Source organism: Nocardia puris, assembly GCF_003315035.1.
Lineage (GTDB): Bacteria > Actinomycetota > Actinomycetes > Mycobacteriales > Mycobacteriaceae > Nocardia > Nocardia puris.
On sequence record NZ_QNRE01000006.1, the window covers coordinates 152,664 to 177,303 of the forward strand.

At 70.7% G+C, this 24,640-nt stretch carries 24 protein-coding genes; 16 read left to right on the forward strand and 8 right to left on the reverse strand.

Annotated features, from left to right (window positions below; translation table 11 throughout):
* Window positions 1-63: 63 nt before the first annotated feature.
* Window positions 64-1,452, reverse strand: a complete 1,389-nt coding sequence (locus DFR74_RS17820; RefSeq protein WP_067511099.1) for a class II 3-deoxy-7-phosphoheptulonate synthase — start codon at window positions 1,450-1,452, stop codon at window positions 64-66.
* Between the two features lie 177 nt (window positions 1,453-1,629).
* Here DFR74_RS17820 and DFR74_RS17825 point away from each other — a divergent pair, with 177 nt between their 5' ends.
* Entirely contained in the window at window positions 1,630-2,118 is a 489-nt protein-coding gene (locus DFR74_RS17825; protein ID WP_067511100.1) for a polyadenylate-specific 3'-exoribonuclease AS, read from the forward strand.
* Window positions 2,119-2,188: 70 nt separating this feature from the next.
* Here DFR74_RS17825 and qcrB read toward each other — a convergent pair whose 3' ends face one another.
* The 4 genes from qcrB to ctaE are packed head-to-tail and all read right to left on the reverse strand — an operon-like array spanning window position 2,189 to window position 6,528.
* Window positions 2,189-3,814, reverse strand: coding sequence for a cytochrome bc1 complex cytochrome b subunit (gene qcrB / locus DFR74_RS17830; RefSeq protein ID WP_067511101.1), 1,626 nt, complete (start codon window positions 3,812-3,814; stop codon window positions 2,189-2,191).
* Window positions 3,811-4,947: a cytochrome bc1 complex Rieske iron-sulfur subunit gene (gene qcrA / locus DFR74_RS17835; protein WP_438944316.1), complete on the reverse strand. Its 1,137-nt coding sequence runs from the start codon at window positions 4,945-4,947 to the stop codon at window positions 3,811-3,813. The genes qcrB and qcrA overlap by 4 nt, the downstream gene beginning before the upstream one ends.
* A gap of 47 nt (window positions 4,948-4,994) precedes the next feature.
* Complete coding sequence (qcrC, locus tag DFR74_RS17840; RefSeq protein ID WP_084537871.1) at window positions 4,995-5,858, reverse strand: cytochrome bc1 complex diheme cytochrome c subunit; 864 nt, start codon at window positions 5,856-5,858, stop codon at window positions 4,995-4,997.
* Between the two features lie 58 nt (window positions 5,859-5,916).
* Window positions 5,917-6,528 (reverse strand): aa3-type cytochrome oxidase subunit III, encoded by a 612-nt coding sequence (gene ctaE / locus DFR74_RS17845; protein ID WP_067511103.1) that lies wholly within the window; start codon window positions 6,526-6,528, stop codon window positions 5,917-5,919.
* Window positions 6,529-6,732: 204 nt separating this feature from the next.
* Between ctaE and DFR74_RS17850 the strand changes: the two genes are divergently transcribed.
* Both DFR74_RS17850 and trpD read left to right on the forward strand, forming a co-directional pair.
* The gene (locus DFR74_RS17850) at window positions 6,733-7,164 is read left to right on the forward strand and encodes a ribonuclease E inhibitor RraB (RefSeq protein WP_067511104.1); all 432 of its coding nucleotides are present in this window, start codon (window positions 6,733-6,735) and stop codon (window positions 7,162-7,164) included.
* Window positions 7,165-7,227: 63 nt separating this feature from the next.
* Window positions 7,228-8,289, forward strand: a complete 1,062-nt coding sequence (trpD, locus tag DFR74_RS17855) for an anthranilate phosphoribosyltransferase (protein WP_067511105.1) — start codon at window positions 7,228-7,230, stop codon at window positions 8,287-8,289.
* 26 nt (window positions 8,290-8,315) lie between these two features.
* Here trpD and DFR74_RS17860 read toward each other — a convergent pair whose 3' ends face one another.
* Both DFR74_RS17860 and DFR74_RS17865 read right to left on the reverse strand, forming a co-directional pair.
* Window positions 8,316-8,591, reverse strand: coding sequence for an Lrp/AsnC family transcriptional regulator (locus DFR74_RS17860; RefSeq protein ID WP_067511106.1), 276 nt, complete (start codon window positions 8,589-8,591; stop codon window positions 8,316-8,318).
* 186 nt (window positions 8,592-8,777) lie between these two features.
* Window positions 8,778-10,541 carry a DEDD exonuclease domain-containing protein gene (locus tag DFR74_RS17865; protein ID WP_198161792.1) on the reverse strand — a complete coding sequence of 588 codons (1,764 nt, stop codon included), beginning with the start codon at window positions 10,539-10,541 and terminating at the stop codon, window positions 8,778-8,780.
* A gap of 595 nt (window positions 10,542-11,136) precedes the next feature.
* On the opposite strand from DFR74_RS17865, the gene DFR74_RS17870 reads away from it, so the two are divergent.
* From DFR74_RS17870 to DFR74_RS17885, 4 genes are all read left to right on the forward strand, one after another.
* Entirely contained in the window at window positions 11,137-11,715 is a 579-nt protein-coding gene (locus DFR74_RS17870) for a C40 family peptidase (protein ID WP_067511107.1), read from the forward strand.
* Window positions 11,716-11,932: 217 nt separating this feature from the next.
* Complete coding sequence (locus DFR74_RS17875) at window positions 11,933-12,997, forward strand: NlpC/P60 family protein (RefSeq protein WP_232331809.1); 1,065 nt, start codon at window positions 11,933-11,935, stop codon at window positions 12,995-12,997.
* A gap of 6 nt (window positions 12,998-13,003) precedes the next feature.
* Window positions 13,004-14,005: a hypothetical protein gene (locus tag DFR74_RS17880; protein WP_067511109.1), complete on the forward strand. Its 1,002-nt coding sequence runs from the start codon at window positions 13,004-13,006 to the stop codon at window positions 14,003-14,005.
* A gap of 51 nt (window positions 14,006-14,056) precedes the next feature.
* A complete protein-coding gene (locus DFR74_RS17885; RefSeq protein ID WP_067511110.1) occupies window positions 14,057-15,184 on the forward strand; it encodes a glycosyltransferase family 4 protein in 1,128 nt (375 codons plus the stop codon).
* Here the strand turns inward: DFR74_RS17885 and DFR74_RS37640 are convergent.
* On the reverse strand, window positions 15,169-15,294 hold the full coding sequence (locus DFR74_RS37640) for a hypothetical protein (protein WP_267470199.1): 126 nt from the start codon (window positions 15,292-15,294) through the stop codon (window positions 15,169-15,171). The two genes, DFR74_RS17885 and DFR74_RS37640, sit on opposite strands and share 16 nt — an antisense overlap.
* Before the next feature lie 17 nt (window positions 15,295-15,311).
* Between DFR74_RS37640 and DFR74_RS17890 the strand changes: the two genes are divergently transcribed.
* The 9 genes from DFR74_RS17890 to DFR74_RS17930 all read left to right on the forward strand — a co-directional run bounded on the left by DFR74_RS17890 (window position 15,312) and on the right by DFR74_RS17930 (window position 24,600).
* Window positions 15,312-15,701, forward strand: coding sequence for a polyketide cyclase / dehydrase and lipid transport (locus DFR74_RS17890; RefSeq protein WP_067511111.1), 390 nt, complete (start codon window positions 15,312-15,314; stop codon window positions 15,699-15,701).
* Between the two features lie 49 nt (window positions 15,702-15,750).
* Entirely contained in the window at window positions 15,751-16,188 is a 438-nt protein-coding gene (locus tag DFR74_RS17895) for an SRPBCC family protein (RefSeq protein WP_067511112.1), read from the forward strand.
* A 41-nt stretch (window positions 16,189-16,229) separates the two neighbouring features.
* A complete protein-coding gene (locus DFR74_RS17900) occupies window positions 16,230-17,495 on the forward strand; it encodes an ArsA family ATPase (RefSeq protein WP_084537873.1) in 1,266 nt (421 codons plus the stop codon).
* A 1-nt stretch (window position 17,496) separates the two neighbouring features.
* On the forward strand, window positions 17,497-18,081 hold the full coding sequence (locus tag DFR74_RS37200; protein WP_232331810.1) for a hypothetical protein: 585 nt from the start codon (window positions 17,497-17,499) through the stop codon (window positions 18,079-18,081).
* On the forward strand, window positions 18,078-19,091 hold the full coding sequence (locus DFR74_RS17910; protein ID WP_067511113.1) for an ROK family glucokinase: 1,014 nt from the start codon (window positions 18,078-18,080) through the stop codon (window positions 19,089-19,091). Before DFR74_RS37200 ends, DFR74_RS17910 begins: the two co-directional genes overlap by 4 nt.
* A gap of 137 nt (window positions 19,092-19,228) precedes the next feature.
* Entirely contained in the window at window positions 19,229-19,972 is a 744-nt protein-coding gene (locus tag DFR74_RS17915) for a lysophospholipid acyltransferase family protein (protein WP_067511114.1), read from the forward strand.
* 354 nt (window positions 19,973-20,326) lie between these two features.
* Window positions 20,327-21,469, forward strand: a complete 1,143-nt coding sequence (locus DFR74_RS17920; protein ID WP_113975168.1) for a metallophosphoesterase — start codon at window positions 20,327-20,329, stop codon at window positions 21,467-21,469.
* A 146-nt stretch (window positions 21,470-21,615) separates the two neighbouring features.
* A complete protein-coding gene (locus DFR74_RS17925; protein WP_067511115.1) occupies window positions 21,616-22,194 on the forward strand; it encodes a pyridoxamine 5'-phosphate oxidase family protein in 579 nt (192 codons plus the stop codon).
* Between the two features lie 612 nt (window positions 22,195-22,806).
* Window positions 22,807-24,600 (forward strand): BCCT family transporter, encoded by a 1,794-nt coding sequence (locus tag DFR74_RS17930; protein WP_084537874.1) that lies wholly within the window; start codon window positions 22,807-22,809, stop codon window positions 24,598-24,600.
* Window positions 24,601-24,640 lie beyond the last annotated feature (40 nt).

Below are 24,640 nucleotides of genomic sequence, written 5' to 3' on the forward strand. Positions count from 1 at the left end.
TTCGATCGCCCCGCTCGTCGCTGTTTCACGGCCCGCACGAAACCCCGTGCGGCCCAGACTGTTTCAGCGCAGCATCTCCGCGACCAGGAACGCCAGCTCCAGCGACTGCTGGGTGTTCAGGCGCGGGTCGCAGGCGGTCTCGTAGCGGTCGTTGAGGTCCAGATCGGAGATGTCCTGGGCGCCGCCGAGGCATTCGGTGACGTCCTCGCCGGTCAGCTCGATGTGCATGCCGCCGGGGTGGGTGCCCAGCCCGCGGTGCACCTCGAAGAAGCCCTGCACCTCGTCCACGATGCGGTCGAAGTGGCGGGTCTTGAACCCGGTGGACGCCTCGTGGGTGTTGCCGTGCATGGGATCGCACTGCCAGATCACCTGGTGGCCGGTGGCCTGCACCTTCTCGATGATCGGCGGCAGCACGTCGCGGACCTTGCCGTTGCCCATGCGCGACACGATCGTCAACCGGCCCGGCTCGTTGTTCGGGTCCAGCCGCTCCACGTACTCCACCGCCTGCTCGGGCGTGGTGGTGGGGCCGATCTTGAGGCCGATCGGGTTGGCCAGCAGCTCCGCGAACGCGATGTGCGCGCCGTCGAGCTGACGGGTGCGTTCCCCGATCCACAGGAAGTGCGCGGACAGGTCGTAGAGCACCGGGTCACCGGTCACCGGGTGGTCGCTCAGGCGCAGCATGGCGCGCTCGTAGTCCAGCACCAGCGCCTCGTGGCTGGCGTAGATGCGCGCGGATTGCAGGCTCGGATCGTTGACGCGACAGGCCGTCATGAACGCCAGGCCGCGGTCGATCTCCTCGGCCAGCGCCTCGTAGCGCGCGCCCGCGGGCGACTGCGCGACGAAATCGCGGTTCCAGTCGTGCACCTTGTGCAGATCGGCCATGCCCGCGCTGGTCAGGGCGCGCACCAGGTTCATGGCGGCGCTGGCGTTGGCGTAGGCGCGCACCAGGCGCGAGGGGTCGTGCACGCGCAGCGCCTCGTCGGCCACCAGCGAGTTGATCATGTCGCCGCGGTAGGACTTCAGGCCCAGCGCGTCGGTGTCGGAGGAGCGCGGTTTGGCGTACTGGCCCGCGATCCTGGCCACCTTCACCACCGGCATGCTGGCGCCGTAGGTGAGGACCACGGCCATCTGCAGCAGAGTGCGGATGTTGCCGCGGATGTGCGGTTCGGTGTTGTCGGCGAAGGTCTCCGCGCAGTCGCCGCCCTGCATGAGGAACGCCTCGCCCCTGGCCACCTCGGCGAGCTGGGTGCGCAGCTCCTCCACCTCGGCGGGCACGCAGATCGGGGGCACGCTCTCCAGCACGGTGCGCATCTTGGCCGCCTGCTCGGGATCCCACGACGGCTGCTGCAGCGCCGGGCGCGCCAGTGCGTCGTCCAGGCGGCGGCGCAGCTCCGCGGGCAGCGGCGGCAGTTCCGGCAGGCTATCGATGGGTACGTCGACGGTCCAGTTCACCTGTTCAGAATACGGACCGCGCGGTCGCGCAGATACCCCGAGGTGGGGTGTATCGCACACCCCGTGGGGGTGAGGTATCGACACCTCGGTGGGCCCTGCCCGCGGGCGGTCCCGCCGCCGCATAGGGTGGTCCGGCGGCGAGCGCCGCGGTAACCCGAGCATCGAGGGAGAGGTTCGCTGAGGTACTTCTACGACTGCGAGTTCATCGAGGACGGGGTCGTCATCGACCTGGTCTCCATCGGCGTCGTCTGCGAGGACGGCCGCGAGTACTACGCGGTGTCCACCGAATTCGACGCCGGACGGGCCGGGCCGTGGGTGCGCAAGCACGTGCTGCCCCTGCTGCCGCCCGAGTCCTCACCGCTGTGGCGCAGCCGCGAGCAGATCCGCGACGATCTCTACAAGTTTCTGGTCCCCCGCACGTCCGTGCAGCCCGAGCTGTGGGCGTGGGTCGGCGCCTACGACCACGTGGCTCTGTGCCAGCTGTGGGGGTCGATGACCGCCTTGCCCACCGAACTGCCCCGCTACACCAACGAGCTGCGCCAGCACTGGGACGCCCACGGCCATCCCCCGCTGCCGCCGGTGCCCCCGGACGCGCACGACGCGCTGGCCGACGCCCGCCACAACCTGGCCAAGTTCGAGGCCATCGAAGCGGCCCGCCGCCGCTGAACCGGTCCCGGAGACGGGGCAGGCCCCGAGTCGAAACCGACTCGGGGCCTGCCCTTTTCCGACCTGGCGGTCAGTGGCTGTGCTTGCCACCGCCCGCGGCCTTCTCCTGCGCCTTCGCGAGCGCGCGCAGCTGCGCGTGCTCCTGCTCGTGCTCGATCTCGAAGTTGCGCTCCGACTCCGCCGCCGGGTCGGGCCGCAGGAAGCTGCCGGTGCCCGGCTTGCCCGCCGAGCCCAGCTTGCTCATCTTCTTCGGCACCGGGGCGCCCTGGTACTCGAGCGGGATCGGGTGACCGTGGTCGTCGACCGGGCCGAGCGGCTGGTGCACCTCGATGTACTCGCCGTGCGGCAGGCGCTTGATCACACCGGTCTCGATGCCGTGCTCGAGCACGGCGCGGTCACTGCGCTGCAGGCCGAGGCAGAACCGGTAGGTGATGAAGTACGCCAGCGGCGGTCCGAGCAGCAGGCCGATGCGGCCGATCCAGGTGGTCGCGTTCAGCGAGATGTCGAACTTCAGCGCGATGATGTCGTTGATACAGGACAGCGTCAGCACCACGTAGAAGGTGATCGCCATGGCGCCGATCGCCGTGCGCACCGGCACGTCGCGCGGCCGCTGCAGCAGGTTGTGATGCACGTCGTCGCCGGTCAGGCGCTTCTCGATCCACGGGTAGGCGATCAGCAGCGTGAACACCAGACCCATGATCAGCGCCACCCAGAACACCGCGGCCACCGTGTAGCGGCCGATGTAGAGCTCCCAGGGCGGCATCAGACGGGCCATGCCGTCGGTCCACATCATGTAGAAGTCGGGCTGCGAACCCGCCGACACCTGGGACGGGTTGTACGGACCCAGGTTCCAGATCGGGTTGATCTGCAGCAGACCGCCCATCAGGCCGATGATGCCGAGGGTGAAGGCGAAGAACGCGCCCTGGTCGGCGGCGAACACCGGCACGATGCGCGCGCCCACCACGTTGTTCTCGGTGCGGCCCGGTCCGGGGAACTGGGTGTGCTTCTGGTACCAGACCAGCGCCACGTGGGCGGCGATCAGGGCCAGCATGATGCCGGGCACCAGCAGCACGTGCGCGATGTAGAGGCGCGGGATGATGATCTCGCCCGGGAAATCGCCGCCGAACATCAGCCAGTGCATCCAGGTGCCGATCACCGGGATGGAGATGGTGATGCCGGAGAACGCGGCGCGCAGGCCGGTGCCCGAGAGCAGGTCGTCGGGCAGCGAGTAGCCGAAGAAGCCCTCGAACATCGCCAGGATGAGCAGCAGCGAGCCGATCACCCAGTTGCCCTCACGCGGCTTGCGGAACGCGCCGGTGAAGAAGATGCGGAACAGGTGCACGATGATCGACGCCGCGAACAGCAGCGCCGCCCAGTGGTGGACCTGGCGGACGAACAGGCCGCCGCGCACCTCGAAGGAGATGTTCAGCGCCGTCTCGTAGGCCCGCGACATGCCGACGCCGCGCAGCGGCTGGTAGGCGCCGTCGTAGGTGACGTGCGCCAGCGACGGGTCGAAGTACAGGGTGAGGTACACACCCGAGATCAGCAGGATGATGAAGCAGTAGAGCGCGATCTCACCCAGCAGGAACGACCAGTGGGTCGGGAAGACCTTGTTGATCGAGCGCTTGACGAACGCGGCCGCGCGGTAGCGCTCGTCCATCTCGTTGGCTTGGGCCGCCAGTGCGGAAGGACTCATGAGCGACGCTCCCAGAAGGCCGGACCGAGCGGCTCGATGAAGTCGCCGTTGGCGACCAGGAAGCCTTCGGTGTTGACGGTGATCGGCAGCTGCGGCAGCGCGCGAGCCGCGGGGCCGAAGATCGGCTTACCCCATTCGGTCGCCGAGAACTGCGACTGATGGCACGGGCACAGAATGCGGTTGGTCTGCTGCTCGAACAGCGAGGTCGGGCAGCCGAGGTGGGTGCAGATCTTCGAGTAGGCGAAGTAGTCGCCGAAGTTGAAGCTCTCCTGGCCCTTGCGCTTGATCGCCGTCTCCGCGTCCTCGGTGCGCAGGCGGATCAGCATCACGGAGTTGCGGATGCCGCGCAGGGACTGCAGCGTGGCGTGCGAGTCGCCGCGCCACTTCTCCTTCCAGGGGAACACAGTCTCCATCGCGCCGGCATCCAGATCCTCGGGACGCACCAGCACGATGTCCTCGGGACGGCCGGTGTCGCGCCGCAGGTAGATCGTCTCGCCCTCGTAGTCGGGGGTCCAGCCCGAGACCCACAGCTCGGACTTGTCGCCCTTGGCCCACGGGTTCTTGATCATGCCGCCCGCGAACACCAGCAGCGAGCCGATGCCCAGCACGCCGACGCCGGCGCCCGCGGTCCGCAGCATCATCTTGCGGCGGCCCAGGGTGGAGGTCTCGCCCGCGTCCGCGAGCTCGGCCGCCAGGGTGCGGCGCTCGACCTCGTCGGACGGGCCGTCGTGGCGCTGCTGGATGGAGATCTCGGCGGGGATGAACTTCTTGCGGATCAGCACCGCGGCCACACCGATGACCAGCACCGAGATACCGAAGGTCAGGCCGATCAGCGGGGTGAACAGCGAGTAGGCCGCGTGGCCTTCGTCGTCGACGCCCTTCCATTCCCACGGCCAGAACAGGTACACGCCGATCAGCGCGGCGGCCGCCAGACCGGAGATCGCGAACCAGAACGTGACCTGGCGCTCGGCGCGCTTCTCCGCCCGCGTGCCCGGCACCGGGAAGCGCTCGGCGCGGTAGACGACCTCGACGCCGTCGCGGGCGGTGCCGAGCTCGACCAGCTCGTCCCGCGTCATCGCGTCCAGTTCGTCGATGGTCGGGTCGGCGGGCTTCGGCGCCGGCCCCTTCGACAGTTCTGGCCCCTCTTCCGGGCGACTCACGTCGTCACGCTCCTGTTCACTCATGTGCGGGATCCGATCCACATCGCCGCGCCGACCGTCAGCACGATGCCGACGATCCAGACCGCCACCATCTCGGTCGCGGGGCCGAAGCCGCCGAGGCCGTAGCCACCGGGGGTGCGCTCCTCGGACGCGTTCATGACGTAGGCGACGATGTCGCGCTTCTCTTCGGGCGTCAGCTGGCGGTCGGAGAACTTGGGCATGTTCTCCGGGCCGGTCAGCATCGCGGTGTAGATCTCCTGCTCGTTGGCGGGCGCCAGCGGCGGTGCGTACTTGCCGGAGGACAGCGCGCCGCCCTTACCGGTGAAGTTGTGGCATGACGCGCAGTTCATGCGGAACAGCTCCGAACCGCGCGCGATGTCGTCACCGCGCAGCGACTCCTGGGCGATCTCGCCGTTCGCGTCCCGGACCACGGTGGGGCCACCGCCGTTGGCGTTGATGTAGGCGCCCAGCGCGTCGATCTGCTGCGCGTCGAACTTCGGCGGCTTGCGGGTGGCCTGCGCCGAGTTGGCGGCCAGCGGCATACGACCCGAGGACACCTGGAAGTAGACCGCGGCCTCACCGACGCCGACCAGGCTGGGGCCGCGGTCCTCGACGCCCTGCAGGTTGGCGCCGTGGCAGGTGATGCAGGAGGTCTCGTAGAGCTGCTTGCCCTCGCGGATCAGCGCGGACTGGTCCTGCTCGGCGATCGCCACCTGGGGCTCCGGGGTGAGAGCCGTCGCGAGGAAGCCGGCCCCGACCAGTCCCACCAGGAGCGCGAGACCGCCCGCGAGGCGCCTGCGCAGGCGGCGCTGCTTGCGGGTCTTGCTGGCCTGGCCGGTCCCGGGGCTGGCGGGCTCTGGCGCTGACGGGGGAGATGAACTCATCTGTGTCCCTTTGGAGTAGACGGAACCGACTTGTGCAAATGCTTCGGGGCGCGACCGGCTAACGGACGAAGTAGATCGTCGCGAACAACCCGATCCACACGATGTCGACGAAGTGCCAGTAGTAGGAGACGACGATCGCGGCGGTGGCCTGGGCGGGGGTGAACTTGCTGACCTTGGTGCGGATCAGCAGGAACACGAACGCGATGAGGCCGCCGATGACGTGCAGGCCGTGGAAGCCGGTGGTGATGTAGAACACCGAGCCGTACACGCTGCTGGCGATCGTGGTGCCGTGGTTGGCGAGCTGGATGTACTCGTAGCCCTGGCCGAGCACGAAGAACGTGCCCATCAGCAGGGTGACGACGTACCAGCGCCGCAGGCCGAACACGTCGCCGCGCTCGGCGGCGAACACGCCCATCTGGCAGGTGAACGACGACGCGATCAGCACCGCCGTCACCGGAATGGCCAGTGCCAGGTTCAGGTGGGTGGGCGGGGGCGGCCAGTCGCCCGGGGCCTGGGCGCGCGCGACGAAGTACATGGCGAACAAGCCGGCGAAGAACATCAGCTCGCTCGACAGCCAGATGATGGTCCCGACGCTGACCATGTTGGGCCGGTTCAGCGAGTGCACACGCTGGGTAATGGCCGATCCTGGGGTCCCTACTGCGGTCGTCACGGGGTAAGTATGACTCGTCGTAGTACGACAGGAGTACCCGGGTATGGAAGTTGACCGTCCGTGTCGGAAAACGCACGGACGGACGGGGACTGGGGAGGTGTCGGCGTGTCCGCGGCGACGCACCGGTCCCGGCCGCGACGACCTGCGCGGACGCCGCCATGATGGCAGGCGAGTATGAGGAGAACCTGAGACGAGGAGGCCGATGTGGCACCGGGATTCCTGCGGCGGCTGTTCGGGCGTGGCGGTGCGGCGACGCTCGATCCGGCCCGCGCCGACCTGGTGGTGGTGGCCCAGGGCTTCGACGACGCCGAGGCGAGTTCGGCGGCGCTGGCGCGCGCCACGGGTCTGCGGCCGGACGCCCCCGCGGTGCTGCGCCACCATCTGCGCGTCCCTCCGGACCAGGTCGCGCGGGTCTGTGAGCTCGCCGCGCAGGACGAGTACGCGCCCGCGCCGCATCCCAGCGGGCCGGGCACCGACCCGTTGGAGACGCTGATCCTGCAGCGCGTACAGGTGGTGGACGCGCTGCATCTGTCGCAGGAGCGGTCCAGGATGGCCGGGCTCGCGCAGCGCCATGACGGGTCGGCCGACGGCTGGGATGTGCTGCAACCCGGACCGGAGGGCGCGGGCGGGCGCTGACTACCACTACGCTCGGTGGAAATTCGATGGCGAACCGGCGGTTCGACGGGAGAAGTTGGGAAGATGAGCGCGCGCAGCTGGCCCCAGGTGCTGGGAACCCTTGCCGACGGTGACGATCTGGCCGCGGCGGACACCGCCTGGGCCATGGACGAGATCATGTCCGACAACGCCACCTCCGCGCAGATCGCCGCGTTCGGCGTCGCGATGAAGATCAAGGGCCCCACCCCCGAGGAGCTGGGCGGACTGGCCACCGGCATGCTCGGGCACGCCCGCCTGGTGCGCGTCGACGGCGACGCGGTCGACATCGTCGGCACCGGCGGCGACCGTTCGGGTTCGGTGAACATCTCCACCATGTCCTCGATCGTGGTGGCCGCGGCCGGTGTGCCGGTGGTCAAGCACGGCAACCGGGCCGCGTCGTCCAAGACCGGCGGGGCCGATGTGCTCGAGGCGCTGGGCATCCGGCTCAACCTCGGGCCGGAGTCGGTGGCGCGCTGCGTGCGTGAGGTGGGGATCGGATTCTGTTTCGCGCCGGTGTTCCATCCCGCGCTGCGCTTCGCGGGCGCCGCGCGCCGCGAGATCGGCATCCCGACCATCTTCAATGTGCTGGGCCCGCTGACCAATCCGGCCCAGCCCCGCGCCGGACTGGTGGGGTGCGCGTTCGCCGACCTGCTGCCGGTGATCGCCGGCGTGTTCGCCGAGCGCGGCGCGAGCGCCTTGGTGGTGCGCGGCAACGACGGACTCGACGAGATCACCACCGCCGACACCACCGACACCTGGGTGGTGTCGGGCGGACGGACCCGGCGCACCACCATCGACCCGACGAAGATCGGCATCGCGCGGGTCGATCTGGACGCGCTGCGCGGCGGCGACAACCAGGTCAACGCCGGTGTGGCGCGGGCGGTGCTGGCCGGGACACCGGGCGCGGCGCGCGACGCCGTGCTGGTGAACTCGGCCGCCGCGATCGTGGCCTACGACCTGTCGCGCGGGATCGGCGATCCCGACGCCGACCTGCACGAGGCGCTGGCCGCGGGCGTCGAGCGCGCCGCCGCCGCGATCGACAGCGGGCAGGCGGCGACGCTGCTGGATTCCTGGGCGAAGCTGTCGTACACCCTCGGCGAGGACTGAACCGGGCACCGAAACGCCCGGACAGGTCACTCCCCCAGCGAGAACGCGGCCTCCACGTCGGCGCGCGAGTACGACTTGAACGCGATGTGCGTGGTGGTGCGCAGCACGCCGGGCGTCTTGTCGATGCGCTCGGTCACCACCTCGGCGATCTGCTCGTGGTCGCGCACCCGCACGATCGCGATCAGGTCCACGTCACCGGCGCACGAGTACACCTCGGCGACCCCTTCGGTGTCGGCGACCGCCTGCGCGGTCTCGGGGATGCGCCCGTTGTCGGCCTGGATCAGCACGATCGCGTTAATCATGGGAGCCAGCCTAGTTGGGCGGGCGCGGTCCCCCTCGGACGCGCCGCGCGGTGGCGTCCGGCTGTCGGCACCGCGATGTGCCCGAGGTCTGAGCGGGTCGGCGAGCGGGGGCTGTGCGGGGTCTCGTGGGGTGCTCGTCGAGTGCCGATTGTCCAGGTCTGGCGGCCACGCGAACGAGAGCGCGGGTCAGCCGCGATGGTCGACGTAGTCGTCCTCGACCGGGCGGGTGCGGGCGGCGGACTCCGCGGCCGCGGCCCAGCCCAGCAGGCGGCCCGCCCCGAAGCGGGGCTCGCGGAAGCCCTCGCTGACGCGCACCAGGCGGGTGCCGGGGCGTTCCAGCCAGCGCGCGATCAGGCCGGTCTCCTCGGGGACGGCGCCGCGCAGGGGCGGGCCGGTGGCGTCGTCGCCATCGGGGAGCACGGTTTCGGCGGCGGCGACGATCTGGTCGACGATCGGCATGGGCGGGGCGCCGCGGCGAGCGACGCCGGCCCCGGCCAGGCGGCCGTACCGGATCACCGCGAAATCCCAGCCGCCCGCGCCGTCGGGGTGCGCGGCGATCAGTTCGGCGACCCGCGCGACGGCGGCGAGCCGCTGGGTGCGGTGCACGGCGCGGATCACCGCTGCCGCGCGATCTCGCAACCGGGCGGCGGCCTCGAAATGCTCCGCATTCGAATGGGTTTCGATGCGGTCCAGCATGGCGCGCAGCACCGCGTCGTCGGCGCCGGCGAACAGGGCGCGCACGGCGGCGGGCGCGGGCGCGTATTCCTTTGTGTCCGCCGGTGTTCCGGCGGGTGTGGCGGCCGGGCAGCCGCCGACCACCGCGGGCGGGCAGTCGTGGCGGCCCATCCGGGGCAGTCGGGTGGTGCAGGTGCGCAGCCCGGCGTGTTCGGCGAGGGTCGCGCCCACGTCGGCCGCGTCCTGCCGGGAAGTAAAGGGGCCCAGCGCATCCCGGGTGGGGGTGCGGACCACGGCGAAGCGCGGGAACGGCTCGTCGGTGAGCGTCAGCCACCAGGCGCGCTTGGGGAACTTGGACCGCCGGTTGTAGGGCGGCGCGTGCGCGGCCAGCAGCCGCAGCTCCCGCACCCCGGCCTCGAGCCCGTGCGCGCACACCACGTGGTCTACACGTGTGGCCAGCGCCACCATCTCCTTCATCCGACCCCTGGTCTCCGAACCGGTGAAGTAGTTGCGCACACGGCGGCGCAGATCCACCGCCGTCCCTATATATAGGACTTCGTCGGACGGTCCACGGAACAGATACACGCCGGGGGCGCGCGGGAGATCAACGGCCAGTGTGCGTTTCGAGCGCTGCGTGGACGTGACATCGGGCAGGTAGTCCATCAGCTCGGTGAGGCTGTGCACCCCTTGGTTTCCCACGCGGGCGATCAGCGCGTGCAGGACGTCGACGGTGGCGCGGGCGTCATCGAGCGCGCGGTGCGTGGGCTGGACGCTCGCGCCCAGGATCCTGGCCAGCGTCGCCAGGCGCACCGAGGGCGCCTCGTCGCGGCCGAGCACGCGCCGCGCCAGCTTCACCGTGCACAGCACCGGCGCCTTCGGCCACTCCAGCGCGCAGCGCGACGCCGCCGCGCGCAGGAAGGCGGTGTCGAACCGGGCATTGTGGGCCACCAGCACCGCGCCCGCCGCGAACTCCAGGAAGCCGGGCAGCACCGCCTCGATGCGCGGCGCCTCGTAGACCATGGCGGTGGTGATGCCCGTGACGTGCACGACGGCGGGCGGGATGGACCGGCCCGGGTTCACCAGCGTCGCGAACTCCCCCAGCACCTCGCCGCCGCGCACCTTGACCGCCCCGATCTCGGTGATGGCGTCCGCCTCGGCGCTGGTGCCGGTGGTCTCCAGGTCCACGACCACGAACGTGGTGTCGTACAGCGGGGTGTCGAGTTCGTCGAAGGCCAGCTGCACGGCAGCGGCCCGGCGCGCGGCGGGGTCGGGCACGGCGTGCAGCCTAGGACCGGGGTCCGACAGATCCGCGCACGCGACGAATCGCGTGAAAAGTCCGAATTTCTCGCGCGAGGACTTCGCTCGAATACCCCCGGAATGATCTAGAACACGAAAAAGCGAGCCAGATCACATTTCCGCGCGCGATGAATGAGCGCCCGGGCGTGTCCGATACGGCGTACAGGCCGGAGGGACGGCGCGGGGACCCCACGAGGGCACACATGGGCAAGCGACCGGTTCCATAGCGCGACCTATGCTGGAACACGCGGTGTGACCTGGGGATATCTCCGGAAATCGGACCCCGCGACACGCCGACGCCCACCTGAGACACCGGGCCGCGGCGAGGCGCCCGCGGGCCGGCTACGCGCCGTCGTTATCGTTTCGTGATTGCTGTGAGATACCTCGCAGATATACCCACGGCCAATTGTTGAGCGCCCGCATTTCGGATGCCCGCGACTTTACAAACCCTCGTGACGTGTTCGTAACCTTTTCGAGACCTCACGGAGTTCGCCGCGCCAGACCGGTGCGGTGCCACGCAGTCCGCCGCGCCACCGGGTGCGGCGTCGTGGGGCAGATAGGAAGTACCCGCATCATGGCGACCAACACCGTCAAGCGACAGGCGCAGCGAGCCGTTGCCGCCGGAGCTCTCGGCGCTGCCACCATCGGCGCGTTCCTCCTCCCCGCCGCGCCCGCCTCGGCCCAGCCGGTGACCATCCCCGGCATCGGCACCTTCGAGGTGCCCGACGGCCTGCCGATCCCGGCCGAGATCCCCGGCCTGCAGCTCGGCACCCCGCCCGGCACCCCGCCGCCGTTCGTCGCGCCGCAGAAGACCCTCGGCGAGGTGGCGCTCGACGCCGCCCGCACCAAGCTCGGCGCGCCCTACGTCTACGGCGCCGCGGGCCCCAACGCCTTCGACTGCTCGGGCCTCGTGCAGTGGGCCTACCGCCAGGCCGGCATGGAGCTGCCCCGCACCAGCGGCGCGCAGCTGTCCGCCGGTAGCCCGGTCTCGCTCGACAGCCTCCAGCCCGGCGACCTGGTGTCGTTCTACGGCGGCGGCCACTCCGGCCTGTACGCGGGCGACGGCAACGTCATCCACGCCTCCACCTCCGGCACCCCGGTGATGATCGCCCCGATCTCGTCGATGCCGTTCGCGGGCGCCCGCCGTTTCTGATCCGCGGAACCGGGTCGCGCCCGTCGCGACCCGGTTCTCCGCCCGCCGGCCGTGATCGGTTCGTTCTCCACTGGACACCGACCGCGGCCGTTTCGTAACCTAAATGAGACCTACCCGGGGAGCAGAGCCGCCGAACCCGTCTCCGCGCTCCGTCTGGGCGACAGCGTCGCTTTCCACCGCACGAGTCGGCATCACGAGAGAACGGGGCAGGCAGGCTGTGACCGCTGAGCATCGAGGACTTCGCGCCAAGCGTCTGGTGGGCGCCGCGCTGACGGCCACCGCCCTGGTCACCGCGCTGTGCGCGGGCGGCCCGGCCGGCGCCGATCCGGCCTCGCTGCCCGCCACCGCGAGCGATGCCGTGCAGCGGATGATCGAGCTGTCGCGCGAGTCCGAACAGCTCAATCAGCAGGCGCTCGGCGTCCAGGAGGAACTCGACGCCAAGCTGGCCGCCCAGCGCGAGGCCGACGCGAAACTGGCCGAGGCCACCCGCCTGGCCGACGCCGCCCGCGCCGAGGTCCGCGCGTACCAGCCGGTCATCGACCGCACCGCGATCGCCACCTACACCGGCGCGCGCACCGACCGCATGTACGCGGTCCTGGTGAGCGATTCCCCGCAGCGCCTGCTCGATCAGATGTCCACGCTGGACGTCCTCACCCAGCAGACCACGGATCAACTGAGCCGGTTCAAGAAGGCCACCGACGCCGCCGAGACCGCCGAGTCCGCGGCCCGCGCCGCCGCCGACGCGGCCGGGAGCGCCGCCGCCGAGGCCGAGCGCTTGCGCGCCGATCTGGAGCGCAAGCGCAGCGATCTGGGCGGCGCCATCGCGCAGGTCGTCGAGGCGTGGGGCGCGCTGTCGGCGGGCGACAAGTCGGCGCTGGCCGGTTCCCCCTTCCCGCCCGGCTTCGACCGCGACACCCTCCTGCAGGGGCTGGTGCCCGGCAGCGGCACCAGCGCGCTCGCCGCGGGACTCACCCGCGTCGGCGACCCGTACGTGTGGGGCGCCACCGGCCCCGACCAGTTCGACTGCTCCGGCCTGGTGCAGTGGGCGTTCAAGCAGGTCGGCAAGAACGTGCCGCGCACCAGCTCCCAGCAGGCGAGCTACGGCACCCCGGTCAGCCGCGACCAGCTGCAACCCGGCGACGTCGTGTTCTTCTACCCCTCGATCTCGCATGTGGGCATCTACGCGGGCAACGGGCTGATGCTGCACGCCTCCACCTTCGGCGTGCCGGTGGCCGTCGCGCCGATGGATTCCACGCCGTTCCATTCCGCCAGGCGATACTAGGGACCCATGGACGGTTGGCGACGGGCACGAGCCTGGTGCACAGCGCGGGGACGATGCCAGTTCGTCCTCACCGCGGCGGCCGTCGTCCTCCTCACCGGTGTGTGCGGCGCCCTTGTCGCGCTGCCGTATTCGGTCACACCCGACGCTCCGGCCGCTCAGCACCTCGTGACCGACAGCGCCGGCCAACCCACCGCCGAGGACCCGCGCCTGGCGGCGGTGCGCCGCACGCTCGAACCGTTCGGCCCGATCGAGACGGTCACCGTCCCCGGCGCCGACGGCCGCGACTCGCTGGTCGCCGGGCACCCGAGCCACCGCGCCGATATGGAGGTGCTGGCCGCCGCCCTGCCCGAGGCGATCGCCTCGGTCACCGACCTGTGGGGTCCGGACTGGGCGCGCTCCGCGCTGGTGGTAGTCGCCGCCACCCCGTCGGAGTTCGCCGCCCTGGTGCGCGCGGGCGCCCAGATGCTCACCGGCGTCGCCGCCGCCTCGGTCTCCGACCCGTTCACCCCGGGCACCCAGCCCACCGGCCAGCGCGTGGTGTTCAGCCCCGACGCCGGACGCCGCCTGTCCCCCGAGGCGATGAGCACGCTGTTGCGCCACGAGCTCACCCACGTCGCCGCCCGCGCCCAGACCGTCGACGGCGCACCGCAGTGGATGCTCGAAGGTTTCGCCGAGTACGCCGCGCACCGCAATGGTGAACGCGCCTTCGCCGATATCGCCCCCACCCTGGACGCCGACCTGCGCCGGGGCGCGCTGCCCGCCGATCTGCCCGCCGATCCCGAATTCGGCGGTGCGAACGCCGTGCTCGCCTACGAGCAGGCGTGGTCGGTGAGCGAGTACGTCGCGCAGCGCTACGACGAGGCGCGACTCGTCGCGCTCTACCGCCGCCTCGCCGCGGCCCCGGTCGACGTCGCGGGCGAGGACGCGATCCTGCGCGAGGTGCTGGGCACCGGCCGCGCGAGTTTCGTCGCGGGCTGGCGCGACTGGCTGCCGGCCCGCCCCCGATGACCGAGCCACCACGGCGGCGCCGCGCCCGCCGCACCAAGTAGGTTGTCCCCCATGGCCCGAACTCTGCTGGTGACCAATGATTTCCCGCCGCGGCCGGGCGGTATCCAGTCGTATCTGCAGGCGATGGCGGGCCAGCTCGCCCCCGACGATCTGGTCGTCTACGCGCCCCGCTGGCGTGGCGACTCGCACCTGAAGTACGACGCCCAGCAGAAGTTCCAGGTGGTCCGGCATCCGACCACGCTGATGCTGCCCACCCCGCTGGTGCTGCGGCGTGCCGCACGCCTGCTGCGCGACGAGAAATGCGACACCGTATGGTTCGGCGCGGCCGCGCCGCTGGCGCTGCTCTCCCCCGCGCTGCGCCGCGCCGGCGCCGAGCGCATCCTCGCCAGCACCCACGGCCACGAGGTCGGCTGGTCCATGCTGCCCGGCGCGCGCCAGACGCTGCGCGTCATCGGCGACCACACCGATGTCGTCACCTACGTCAGCAAATACACGCGCGGCCGGTTCGCCTCCGCGTTCGGCCGCGACGCCGCGCTCGAGTACCTGCCGCCCGGGGTCGACACCGAGAAGTTCCGTCCCGACCCGGCCGCCAGGGCCGAGCTGCGCGCCCGCTACGGCCTCGGCGACCGGCCCACCATCCTGTGCCTGTCGCGGCTGGTGCCGCGCAAGGGCCAGGACATGCTGATCACCGCCATGCTCGACATCCGCGAACGGGTGGACGGCGCGGTGCTGGTGATCGCGGGCGGCGGCCCGTACGAGGAGAAGCTGCGCGCCTACGCCGCCGCGCTCGGCGTCGAGAACGACGTGAAGTTCCTCGGCCGCGTCCCCTCGGCCGAACTGGCCGCCCACCACACCCTCGCCGACGTGTTCGCCATGCCGTGCCGCACGCGCGGCGGGGGCCTGGACGTCGAAGGGCTCGGCATCGTCTACCTGGAGGCGTCGGCGACCGGTGTGCCCGTGGTGGCCGGACGGTCCGGCGGCGCGCCGGAGACCGTGCTCGAGGGCCGGACGGGTCGCGTGGTGGACGGCCGCAAGGTCACCGAGATCGCCGACGCGCTGGTGGACATCCTCGCCGACCGCGACGCCGCCGCCCGCATGGGCGAGGCCGGTCGGGCGTGGGTCGAGGAGAACTGGCGGTGGGACACGCACGGCGCGCGCCTGCGTCAGCTGCTGCGCTGACCGAACCGCCCGGAACCCGCGCCACCTGCGACGTTGACCCGGCCGCCCACGATCGCACCCCCGGCGCGGACGCCCACGCCCCCGGCGACGAATCCGTCTGTGACGGTCATCTACTACGCTCAGCGGGGTGAGCAGCATTCAGGTCGCGGACCAGACGTTCGTCGCCGCCTCCGGCGCGGCGGTCGCCGAGGTGCTGGGTGGTCCGAACAAGTGGCGGCAATGGTGGCCCGATCTCACCCTCGACGTGCGGGAAGACCGCGGCGACAAGGGGATTCGCTGGTCGGTGACCGGCGCGTTGACCGGCACCATGGAGGTGTGGCTGGAGCCCTCGCTGGACGGGGTGATCATGCACTACTTCCTGCACTGCGAGCCCGAGGGCGCGCGGCGGATGTCCCCGCGCGAGCTGGCGGCCGCCAACCGCAAGCGCCGCGTCGCGGGCAAGGAGATGTCGTTCGAGATCAAGGCCCGGCTCGAGGCGGGCCGCCCCGCGGGCGTGTCGCCCACCGCCGCGGCCTGACGATCCCCGCGGCGCCCGCAGCGGCGCCGGAAAGGAACTACTGACCACCATGGCCGACCGGACCCAGAGGTCGATCCGCATCGAGGCGCCGTCGGATCGGGTGATGGCCGTCATCGCCGACCTGGAGTCGTATCCGGAGTGGGTGGCGGCGGCGAAATCCGTCGAGGTGCTCGACAAGGGCGCCGACGGCCGCGCCCGCACCGCCCGTTTCGTGCTGGACGCGGGCGTCGTCAAGGACACCTACGTGCTGTCCTACGACTGGCGCGCCGACGACAAGGCGGTCAGCTGGCGGCTGGTGAGCGGTGAGTTGCAGAAGGCCCAGGACGGCACCTACGAACTGGCCGACGAGCCCGACGGCGCGACGCTGGTCACCTACGAGCTCACCGTGGATCTGAACATCCCGATGATCGGCATGTTCAAGCGCAAAGCGGAGAAGGTCATCACCGACACCGCGCTGAAGGAACTGAAGAAACGGGTCGAAGGCTGACCGCGCGCGCGAACGCCGAGCGCGCCCGCACCCGGCTGGAGTTGTTCGTCGGGAAGGGCGGCGTCGGCAAGACGACCCTGGCCTGCGCCACCGCGATGTCGCACGCCCGCGCGGGCCGCACCGTGCTGCTCGCCTCGCTGGACCAGGCGCATTCGCTCGGTGACGCGCTCGGCTTCCGCTTCCCGCACGATCCGGGCACGGTCACCGGCGTCGCCCGCGTGCTGCCCGGTCTCGATGTGATCGAAGTGGATTCGCTGGCGCTGCTCGAGGACCGGTTCCGCGAGGTGGTCCGCGTGCTCGGCGACGCGCGCCACGACCACGGGTTCGACCTGTCCGCCCTGGACCCGGCGGAACTGACCGGCCTGCCCGGCGTGCAGGAACTGCTCATGCTGGTGGAGATCGCGCAGTACGCCGACGAGGACGACTGGGACGTGCTGGTGATCGACTGCCCGCCCTCGGCGGACATGCTGCGCATCGTCACCGCCCCCGAAACCCTGCTGGGATATCTGGAGCGGGTCTGGCCGCCGCACGCGCGGGCGATGAGCGTGATCAGCACCGATCTGCGCCGCGCCGTGCTGGCCGCGACGGTGGACAAGATCGCGAAGGCCGTCGGCGAGGTGCGCGATCTGCTCGCCGACCACAGCCGCACCGGCGCGACGCTGGTGACGGTCGCCGAACGGGTCGCGGTGATCGAGACCGAACGCGTGCGCTCCGCGGCCGCGCTGCTCGGGTTGCGCCTGGACGCGGTGATCGTGAACAAGGTGCTGCCCGCGGTCCCCGAACCGGAAGGCCCGATCGAGTCGGTGCACCCGGCCGTGCACTGGTACGCCAACCGGCGCGCCGAACAGCTGGACGCGGTAGACCGGCTGCGGCGCTCGATGGCGCCCACGCCGGTGCTGATCGCGGGCCACACCGGTCCCGAGCCGGTCGGCATCGGCTCGCTGCAAGCGCTCTCCTACGCCGTCGACGCCACGTCGGAGGCCGCTCGAGCCCTTATGCTTGGCGACAATCCGGCCGCGGATCGGCCCGGTTCCGGCGAGCCGGTGGTTCGATGGGAATCGGGCGACGGACTGCATTCGGTGTACGCGCTGCGCATGCACCTGCCGGTCGTCGATCCGGCGACGCTGCGTTTGGGACGAGTGGAGGACGATTTGATCGTGGGAGCGGACGGCGTCCGGCGGCGGGTGCGTTTGGCGCCGGTGTTGCGGCGGTGCACGGTCGACGCCGCCGAACTCGACAGCGGCTACCTGGTGGTGCGCTTCCGTCCCGATCCCGCCGAATGGCCCGCGACCCCCGAGGGCCGCTGAGATGACGCGCGACACCCAGCCCGACTCGTTCGCCGAATTCGCCGACGAACTACGCCTGCTGGCCGAGACCGTGCTCGAACGCGTCGAACCGGTGCTGCGGCGCAGCGCCGCGCAGGGGCAGCCGGAGTGGGCCGCGTGCAGCTGGTGCCCGGTGTGCGCGGCGGCGGCGCTGGTGCGCGGCGAGCACCACGAGGTGGTCGCCGCGATCGCCGAGCACGGCACCGCGATCGTCACGGTGCTGCGCGAGGCGCTGGCCGGGGTGCCGGTCGAGCCGGTGCTGCCGACCGAATTCGATCCGGAAACAGGTGTGCCGCACCATCATCCGGAGGCGGAGTCGGATACTGGCCAGCGCACGCGGGACGCCGATGCCCACCGCGCCCCGGCCGGAGACGCCACCGGTGATCGGCACGCGCCGCGCGACAGCCGGGCAGCGGACCGTCGGCAAGATCCCGCCGGGAACGCGACGGCGCGTGACACCGACGGCGCCTCCGACCCGTCCACCCTCCAGAACAGCTCCCGTCAACGCCCGGCCGCCGCGCGCAAGCGCTCCGGCTACGTCGGCATCCCCGTGACGATCAAGGCATGACGCACCATGTGACCACCCAGCTCCCGCTGACCGTCGGAGTCGACGTCGGCGGCACCAACATTCGCGCGTCCGTGGTGAACGGGCAGGGCGAGGTGCTCGACACCGTGCAGGCCCCCACCCCGCACAGCGCCCGCGCCCTCGAGGACGCGCTGGACCGCGCCGTGCGGGAACTGTGCCGCCGCCACCCGATCGGCGCGGTCGGCCTGGCGGTGGCGGGCTTCATCAACGCCGACCGCTCCACCGTGCGGTTCGCCCCGCATCTGCCCTGGCAGAACGCGCCCGTCGCGCAGCGGCTCACCGACCGCCTCGGGCTGCCCGTCCTGCTCGAGCACGACGCCAACGCCGCCGCGTGGGCCGAGTACCGGTTCGGCGCGGCAACGGGCGGGCACAACGTGGTGCTCGTCGCCATCGGCACCGGCATCGGAGCCGCGCTGCTCATCGACGGCAAGCTGTATCGCGGCACGCACGGCGTCGCCCCCGAACTCGGCCACCTCCAGGTGGTGCCGCAGGGCCGCGCCTGCCCGTGCGGCAAACACGGCTGCTGGGAGCGCTATTGCAGCGGCACCGCGCTGGCCGACACCGCCATCGAACTGCTCGCCACCGACCCGCAGCGTTCCACCGTGCTGGCCAGAGAGGTGTTCCGCGATCCCGGTTCGCTCACCGGGCGCCGGGTGGCGGGCGCGGCGCAGGACGGCGATCCGGTGGCGACCGCCGCGATGGCCGATTTCGCGAAGTGGCTGGGGTTGGGACTGGCGTTCGTGAGCGACATCTTCGATCCGGATCTGGTGGTGATCGCGGGCGGGGTGAGCAGTTCGGCGCCGCTGTTCCTGGACGAGGCGCGCGAGGAGTACGCGCGGTCGGTCACCGGCGCCGGGCACCGCCCGCTGGCCCGCATCCGCACCACCCAGCTCGGGGAGGCGGCGGGCATGATCGGCGCCGCCGAACTGGCGCGCGCGCTGCTCGTGGAGGCGGACCGGCGGCCGCCGAAGGTCGCGCGCAGCGGTCGCTGAGGGACCCGCGCGGAGCCGCCCGGCGCCGATTGTGGTGAGATACAGCGCTGCGCTTGGATGTGATCCACGCCCGGCGGTAGAGTCGCAAACGACGCAGGTTACCCGCCCACTCATCCCGGTCCCGGGGGAAGGACGTCATGTTCTACTGGCTGCTGAAGTTCGTGCTGCTGGGACCGTTCATTCATCTCTACAACCGGCCCACCGTCGAGGGTGTCGAGAACATCCCTGCCGACGGCCCCGCCATCATGGCGGGTAACCATCTGTCCTTCGCCGACTGGTTGTTCGCGCCGCTGCTGAGCCCGCGCCGCATCAACTACCTGGCCAAGGCTGAATACTTCAACACCCCCGGGTTCAAGGGCCGCCTGCAGAAGTTCTTCTTCAGCGGCACCGGGCAGTACCCGATCGACCGCAGCGGCGCCTCGGCCGCCGAGGACGCGCTCAACGCGGCCCGCAAGCTCCTCGACGAGGGCCGCCTCGTCGGCCTCTACCCCGAGGGCACCCGCTCCCCCGACGGCCGCCTCTACAAGGGCAAGACCGGTATGGCGCGCCTGGCGCTGGAGACCGGCGTCCCCGTCATCCCGGTCGCCGTGATCGGCACCGACCAGGTCTCCCCGCCCGGACCGTTCAAGTGGCGCCGCCGCAAGGTCACCCTCAAGTTCGGCGCCCCCATCGACTTCACCCGGTACGAGGGTCTGGCGGGCAACCGCTTCGTCGAGCGCGCCGTCACCGACGAGGTGATGTACGAGCTGATGCGCCTCACCGGCCAGGAGTACGTCGACGTCTACGCCCACAGCCTCAAGGGCGTCCCCTCCGGGTCCAAGCCGGAAGGGGCCAAGGCCGAGCCCACGCCCCGCCGCATCCCCGACACCGCCGCCAGCTGAGCGCTCGCGTTCGACGGCCCCGTGACTTCCAAAAGGTCCGGGGCCGTTGTCGTTCCGGGCGTGTGACGGCGCTCGGCTCGGGTTGTCCGCCGCACGGCGGTGCCGGCGTCCTGGACCACTCGGGCGAGCGTCCCACGCGACGGCGCGGCTCAGCACTCCTCCACCAGACGCGGTCGAGCGATCGGATGCGGCCGCCCGCCGCACGAGCCCACGCGCCTGCTCCGAAGTGGTCACGACGCTCGACTCCACCACCGCATACACTGCTTACATCTGACCGATTCGACACGGCGTCGCGACGCCTCCCCGCGAGTGTTCTCGCGGTGGGAGCCGGGTGCGCCACGAGGACGAAACCCCGTGAAGATCGCTGTGCGCCTGCTCCTCTTGCCGACCATCCCCGCGCTGCTGTTCGCGCTCCCCTGGTGGATCCTGGTCCACGCGCCCACCGGCGGATCCGGTGTGCTGTTCTGGCTCGGCACCGCCGTCTGCGCACTCGGCTTCGCGCTGCTCCCGCTGCTGCTGATCGCCGGGCACGGACCCGCGCACTCGGACCCGGCGTCGATCGTGGGTGACACCCTGCTCGGCATCGTCTGGATCGCGTTCAGCTGGTCGGCGATCGGGGCGCTCCTGCACGCGGTGCTCGCCGTCGCGGGGGTAGGCGACCCGGCTCGATCGCGGATGATCGCGGCCGGCGTCGCGGCTGTCTCGCTCGTGCTCGTCGCCTGGGGAATCGCGGAGGCCCGGCGGGTGCCGAGGGTACGTGCGGTCGACGTCTCGATCCCGGGGCTCGGCGCGGCGTTCGACGGCCTGCGCCTGGTGGTCGTCACCGATACGCACTTCGCCGCGCTCGACCGGTTGCGCTGGTCGGAGCGGGTGGTCGAGGTCGTCAACGCCCAGCGCCCCGACATCGCCTGCCACGCGGGCGATCTCGCCGACGGTCCGGTGCCCAGGCGCCGTCCCCAGGTCGACCCGCTCGGCAAGGTGGAGGCGCCGCTGGGCCGCTTCTACATCACCGGCAACCACGAGTACTTCGGCGACGCCCAAGGCTGGATCGACCACATGACCGGCCTCGGCTGGCAGCCCCTCCACAACGAACACCGCACGCTCACCCGAGGCTCCGACACCTTGGTGATCGCGGGCATCGACGACCCCACCGGCGCCTCCCTGCCCGGCCACGGCCCCGACCTCCCCGCCGCCCTGGCGGGCACACCGACCGAAGCCCCCGTCGTTCTCCTGGCCCACCAACCGAAACAGATCGCCGACAGTGCCGCCGCCGGCGTCGCCCTCCAGATCTCCGGCCACACCCACGGCGGCCAGATCTGGCCGTTCCACTACCTCGTCCGCCTCGATCAACCGGTGGTCGCCGGGCTCTCCACGCACGGGCGCACCCAGCTCTACACCAGTCGCGGCACCGGATTCTGGGGTCCCCAGCTCCGCGTCTTCGCACCGAGTGAGATCACCGTGCTCACTCTGCGGTCCGCCGCCCGGCCCGTCGGGTAATCCCGCCACAACCTTTCGGATCATCCCGATTCCGCCTCGGCGGCCGCCACTCTCGTGACCCGCGGCGACGCCGATCGAGAAAAATCTCACGCCGGCGAGCGAATCCGTCTGGTTACGCTGGAGCCCACACCACGTGGGAGGCGACGATGGGAAAAGTGTTTCCGCACTTGGACGACGCGCTACGCAAGTTCATCGGTGAGCAGGCCATGTTCTTCGTCGCGACCGCGCCGCTCGAAGGCGGGCGGATCAACCTGTCTCCCAAGGGATATCGCGACACCTTCGCGGTGCTGGACGACCACACCGTCGCCTACCTCGACCTGTTCGGCAGCGGCGCGGAAACCATCGCCCACCTGCGCGAGAACGGCCGCATCACGCTGATGTTCTGCTCGTTCACCCGCAACTCCCGCATCCTGCGCCTGTTCGGCACCGGGCGCATCGTCCGCCCCGACAGCGACGAATTCCACCGCCACAAGGGGTCTTTCGGACTCGACCACCCCGGCATCCGCGCCATGATCGTGATCGAGGTCGATCGCATCGCCGACTCCTGCGGGTACTCGGTCCCCTACTACGACCTCGTCGGCGAACGCCCCGTCCTCGACGCCCACCACGCCCGCCAGCCGGACGAGAAATACGCGGGTCGCATAGTCGGCGACAACGCCCACAGCCTCGACGGGCTCCCCGCCCTCGACCCCGACCACCCGCTCCCGTCGACGGTGGTGCGGTAGCTGGGCGAACGCCGGGCCTGACGACGCGGCTCCGACCGTGTCGGAGCCGTACACCGCGCCACCACCGCGCGCGATGTCGACGGTCCCGAGCCGGTGATGACAGACCCCGAGCGCGGGGAACCCGCACTCGACACCTGGCGATCCGCCGTTTCGGTGCCCCGCCAGGTGAAGCCCTCGCGGCCACCAGATGGAAAGGCGAGGTTTCAGTTTCTTCCGATTGGTAACTCTCCCGTCCGGAACGCGGACCGGATACCGCGCTATCGCGCCAGGGTGGCGCGAACGTCCGCAACGCCCATCCGCCTGCCCGGCGCTCGATTCCGAGCCGGGACACAGCTGCTATCTGCAGCACCGACAGCAACCGCCGAGCAATAATCCGAAGGTGCCTACCACCAACCCACCAACCCACACACCCGACGCCGAGCCACGACCCAGACCACACCTGGGGCACCGGCACTGAACGCAGGAAGCACAACCAACCAGCCCCCAACCCGAACGCCCGAGGCCGAGCCAGGACAGGCCACACCTATGGCACCGGCACTGAATGCCGAGCGATACGCCGAAGGCGTTGGCTTTCGCCGAAGGCGTTGGCTTCTCCGAAAGGATTCTGATCCGATGGCAAGCGATGTTTCGGACAGGACCGCAGCGTCTGGCGCCGATCCCGGCGAACCCGCCCGCAAACCCCGGCTGGACTGGTTGATCTTCGGGATCACCGCGCTCGGTTCGGTCGGCTTCGTGCTGTGGGGCGTGTTCGACAAGGAGGGGCTCGCCTCGGCCGCGTCGAACGCGCAGACGTGGGTGATCACCGACACCGGCTGGCTGTTCGTGCTGCTCGCGACGGCGTTCGTGGTCTACGTGATCTGGCTGGCGGCCAGCCGGTACGGCCGCATCCCGCTCGGCGCCGACGACGAGAAGCCCGAGTTCCGCACGGTGTCGTGGATCGCGATGATGTTCAGCGCCGGCATGGGCATCGGCCTGATGTTCTGGGGTGTGGCGGAGCCGTTGTCGCACTTCGTGACTCCGCCGCCGGGGACGGCCGCGCCCGGTTCCCCCGAAGCCGCCGAGATCGCGATGGCCACCACACTGTTCCACTGGACCTTGCACCCGTGGGCCATCTACGCCGTCGCGGGCCTCGCCATCGCCTACAGCACTTTCCGCAAAGGCCGTTCGCAACTGATCTCCTCGGTGTTCCGGCCGCTGCTGGGCCGCAGGGCGAACGGGCTCGGCGGACGGGTCATCGACATGATGGCGATCTTCGCGACCCTGTTCGGGTCGGCGGCCTCACTGGGCTTGGGCGCGTTGCAGATCGGCGCGGGCATGGAGTTCAACGGCTGGATCGATGCCGTCGGCAAGGCCGGGCTGGTCGCGATCATCGCCGGACTGACAGTCGCGTTCGTGATCTCGGCGGTGTCGGGCATCGAACGCGGCATCCAGTGGCTGTCCAATATCAACATGGTGCTGGCACTGGTCATCGCGGCGTTCGTGTTCGTCGCGGGACCGACGCTGTTGATGCTCAATTTGATCCCGACCGCCCTCGGCGACTACGTCAACATGCTGCCCACGATGGCTTCGCGCACCGGCGCCGGTGATACGGCCACGCAAGATTGGCTGTCACTGTGGACGATCTTCTACTGGGCGTGGTGGATCTCCTGGACTCCGTTCGTCGGCATGTTCATCGCCCGGATCAGCCGGGGCCGCACCATCCGCCAATTCGTGACGGGCGTGCTCTTGGTGCCCACCATCGTGAGCCTGGTGTGGTTCGTGGTGTTCGGCGGAGCGGGTATCGCGGAGCAGTCCCAGCACGGCGATCTGACCGAGGCAGACGGGTCGGTGAACGAGAACTTCGCCCTGTTCCACCTGCTGGATCACTACCCGATCGCCACCGCCACGACGATCCTGGTGATGATCCTGGTCGCCATCTTCTTCGTCTCCGGCGCCGACGCCGCCGCTCTGGTGATGGGCACGCTGTCCGAGCGGGGCGGCATCGAACCGTCCCGGCTCACCGTCACGTTCTGGGGCGCGGCCACCGGCGCCGTGGCGGCGATCATGCTGGTGATCGCCGATCCGGACGATCTCGGCGGAGCGCTGCGCGGCCTGCAAGCCCTGACCACCGTCGTAGCGTTGCCCTTCCTGCTGGTCATGGCCGCGATGTGCGTGTCGCTGTACAAGGATTTGCGCGAGGACCCACTCATCCTGCGCGCCGACCGCGGCGTGGAACTGGTGGAGGTCGCGGTGGAACTCGGCACCGAGATGCACGACGGCGACTTCGCCCTCGTCACCGAGCCCGTCCAGGTCGACGAGGCGACCACACTCGTCACCGAAACGCTGAAGACGGACGGGAAGGTCGACGGTCGCACCGGCCCGGGCGAAACACGCCGCGAGGACGAACCGGAACAACCCGCCACCTGACCCGCCCGGAACCCGCTCGCAGACAGCACCTTCGGCGCCG

Coding starts and splice junctions, on each gene's coding strand:
- qcrC (WP_084537871.1), bottom strand. CDS start 5,858: ATGAGTTCATCTCCCCCGTCAGCGCCAGAGCCCGCCAGCCCCGGGACC.
- DFR74_RS17885 (WP_067511110.1), top strand. CDS start 14,057: ATGGCCCGAACTCTGCTGGTGACCAATGATTTCCCGCCGCGGCCGGGC.
- DFR74_RS17910 (WP_067511113.1), top strand. CDS start 18,078: ATGACGCACCATGTGACCACCCAGCTCCCGCTGACCGTCGGAGTCGAC.
- DFR74_RS17880 (WP_067511109.1), top strand. CDS start 13,004: ATGGACGGTTGGCGACGGGCACGAGCCTGGTGCACAGCGCGGGGACGA.
- DFR74_RS37200 (WP_232331810.1), top strand. CDS start 17,497: ATGACGCGCGACACCCAGCCCGACTCGTTCGCCGAATTCGCCGACGAA.
- DFR74_RS17925 (WP_067511115.1), top strand. CDS start 21,616: ATGGGAAAAGTGTTTCCGCACTTGGACGACGCGCTACGCAAGTTCATC.
- qcrB (WP_067511101.1), bottom strand. CDS start 3,814: ATGAGTCCTTCCGCACTGGCGGCCCAAGCCAACGAGATGGACGAGCGC.
- trpD (WP_067511105.1), top strand. CDS start 7,228: ATGAGCGCGCGCAGCTGGCCCCAGGTGCTGGGAACCCTTGCCGACGGT.
- DFR74_RS37640 (WP_267470199.1), bottom strand. CDS start 15,294: ATGACCGTCACAGACGGATTCGTCGCCGGGGGCGTGGGCGTCCGCGCC.
- DFR74_RS17860 (WP_067511106.1), bottom strand. CDS start 8,591: ATGATTAACGCGATCGTGCTGATCCAGGCCGACAACGGGCGCATCCCC.
- DFR74_RS17895 (WP_067511112.1), top strand. CDS start 15,751: ATGGCCGACCGGACCCAGAGGTCGATCCGCATCGAGGCGCCGTCGGAT.
- DFR74_RS17915 (WP_067511114.1), top strand. CDS start 19,229: ATGTTCTACTGGCTGCTGAAGTTCGTGCTGCTGGGACCGTTCATTCAT.
- DFR74_RS17870 (WP_067511107.1), top strand. CDS start 11,137: ATGGCGACCAACACCGTCAAGCGACAGGCGCAGCGAGCCGTTGCCGCC.
- DFR74_RS17930 (WP_084537874.1), top strand. CDS start 22,807: ATGGCAAGCGATGTTTCGGACAGGACCGCAGCGTCTGGCGCCGATCCC.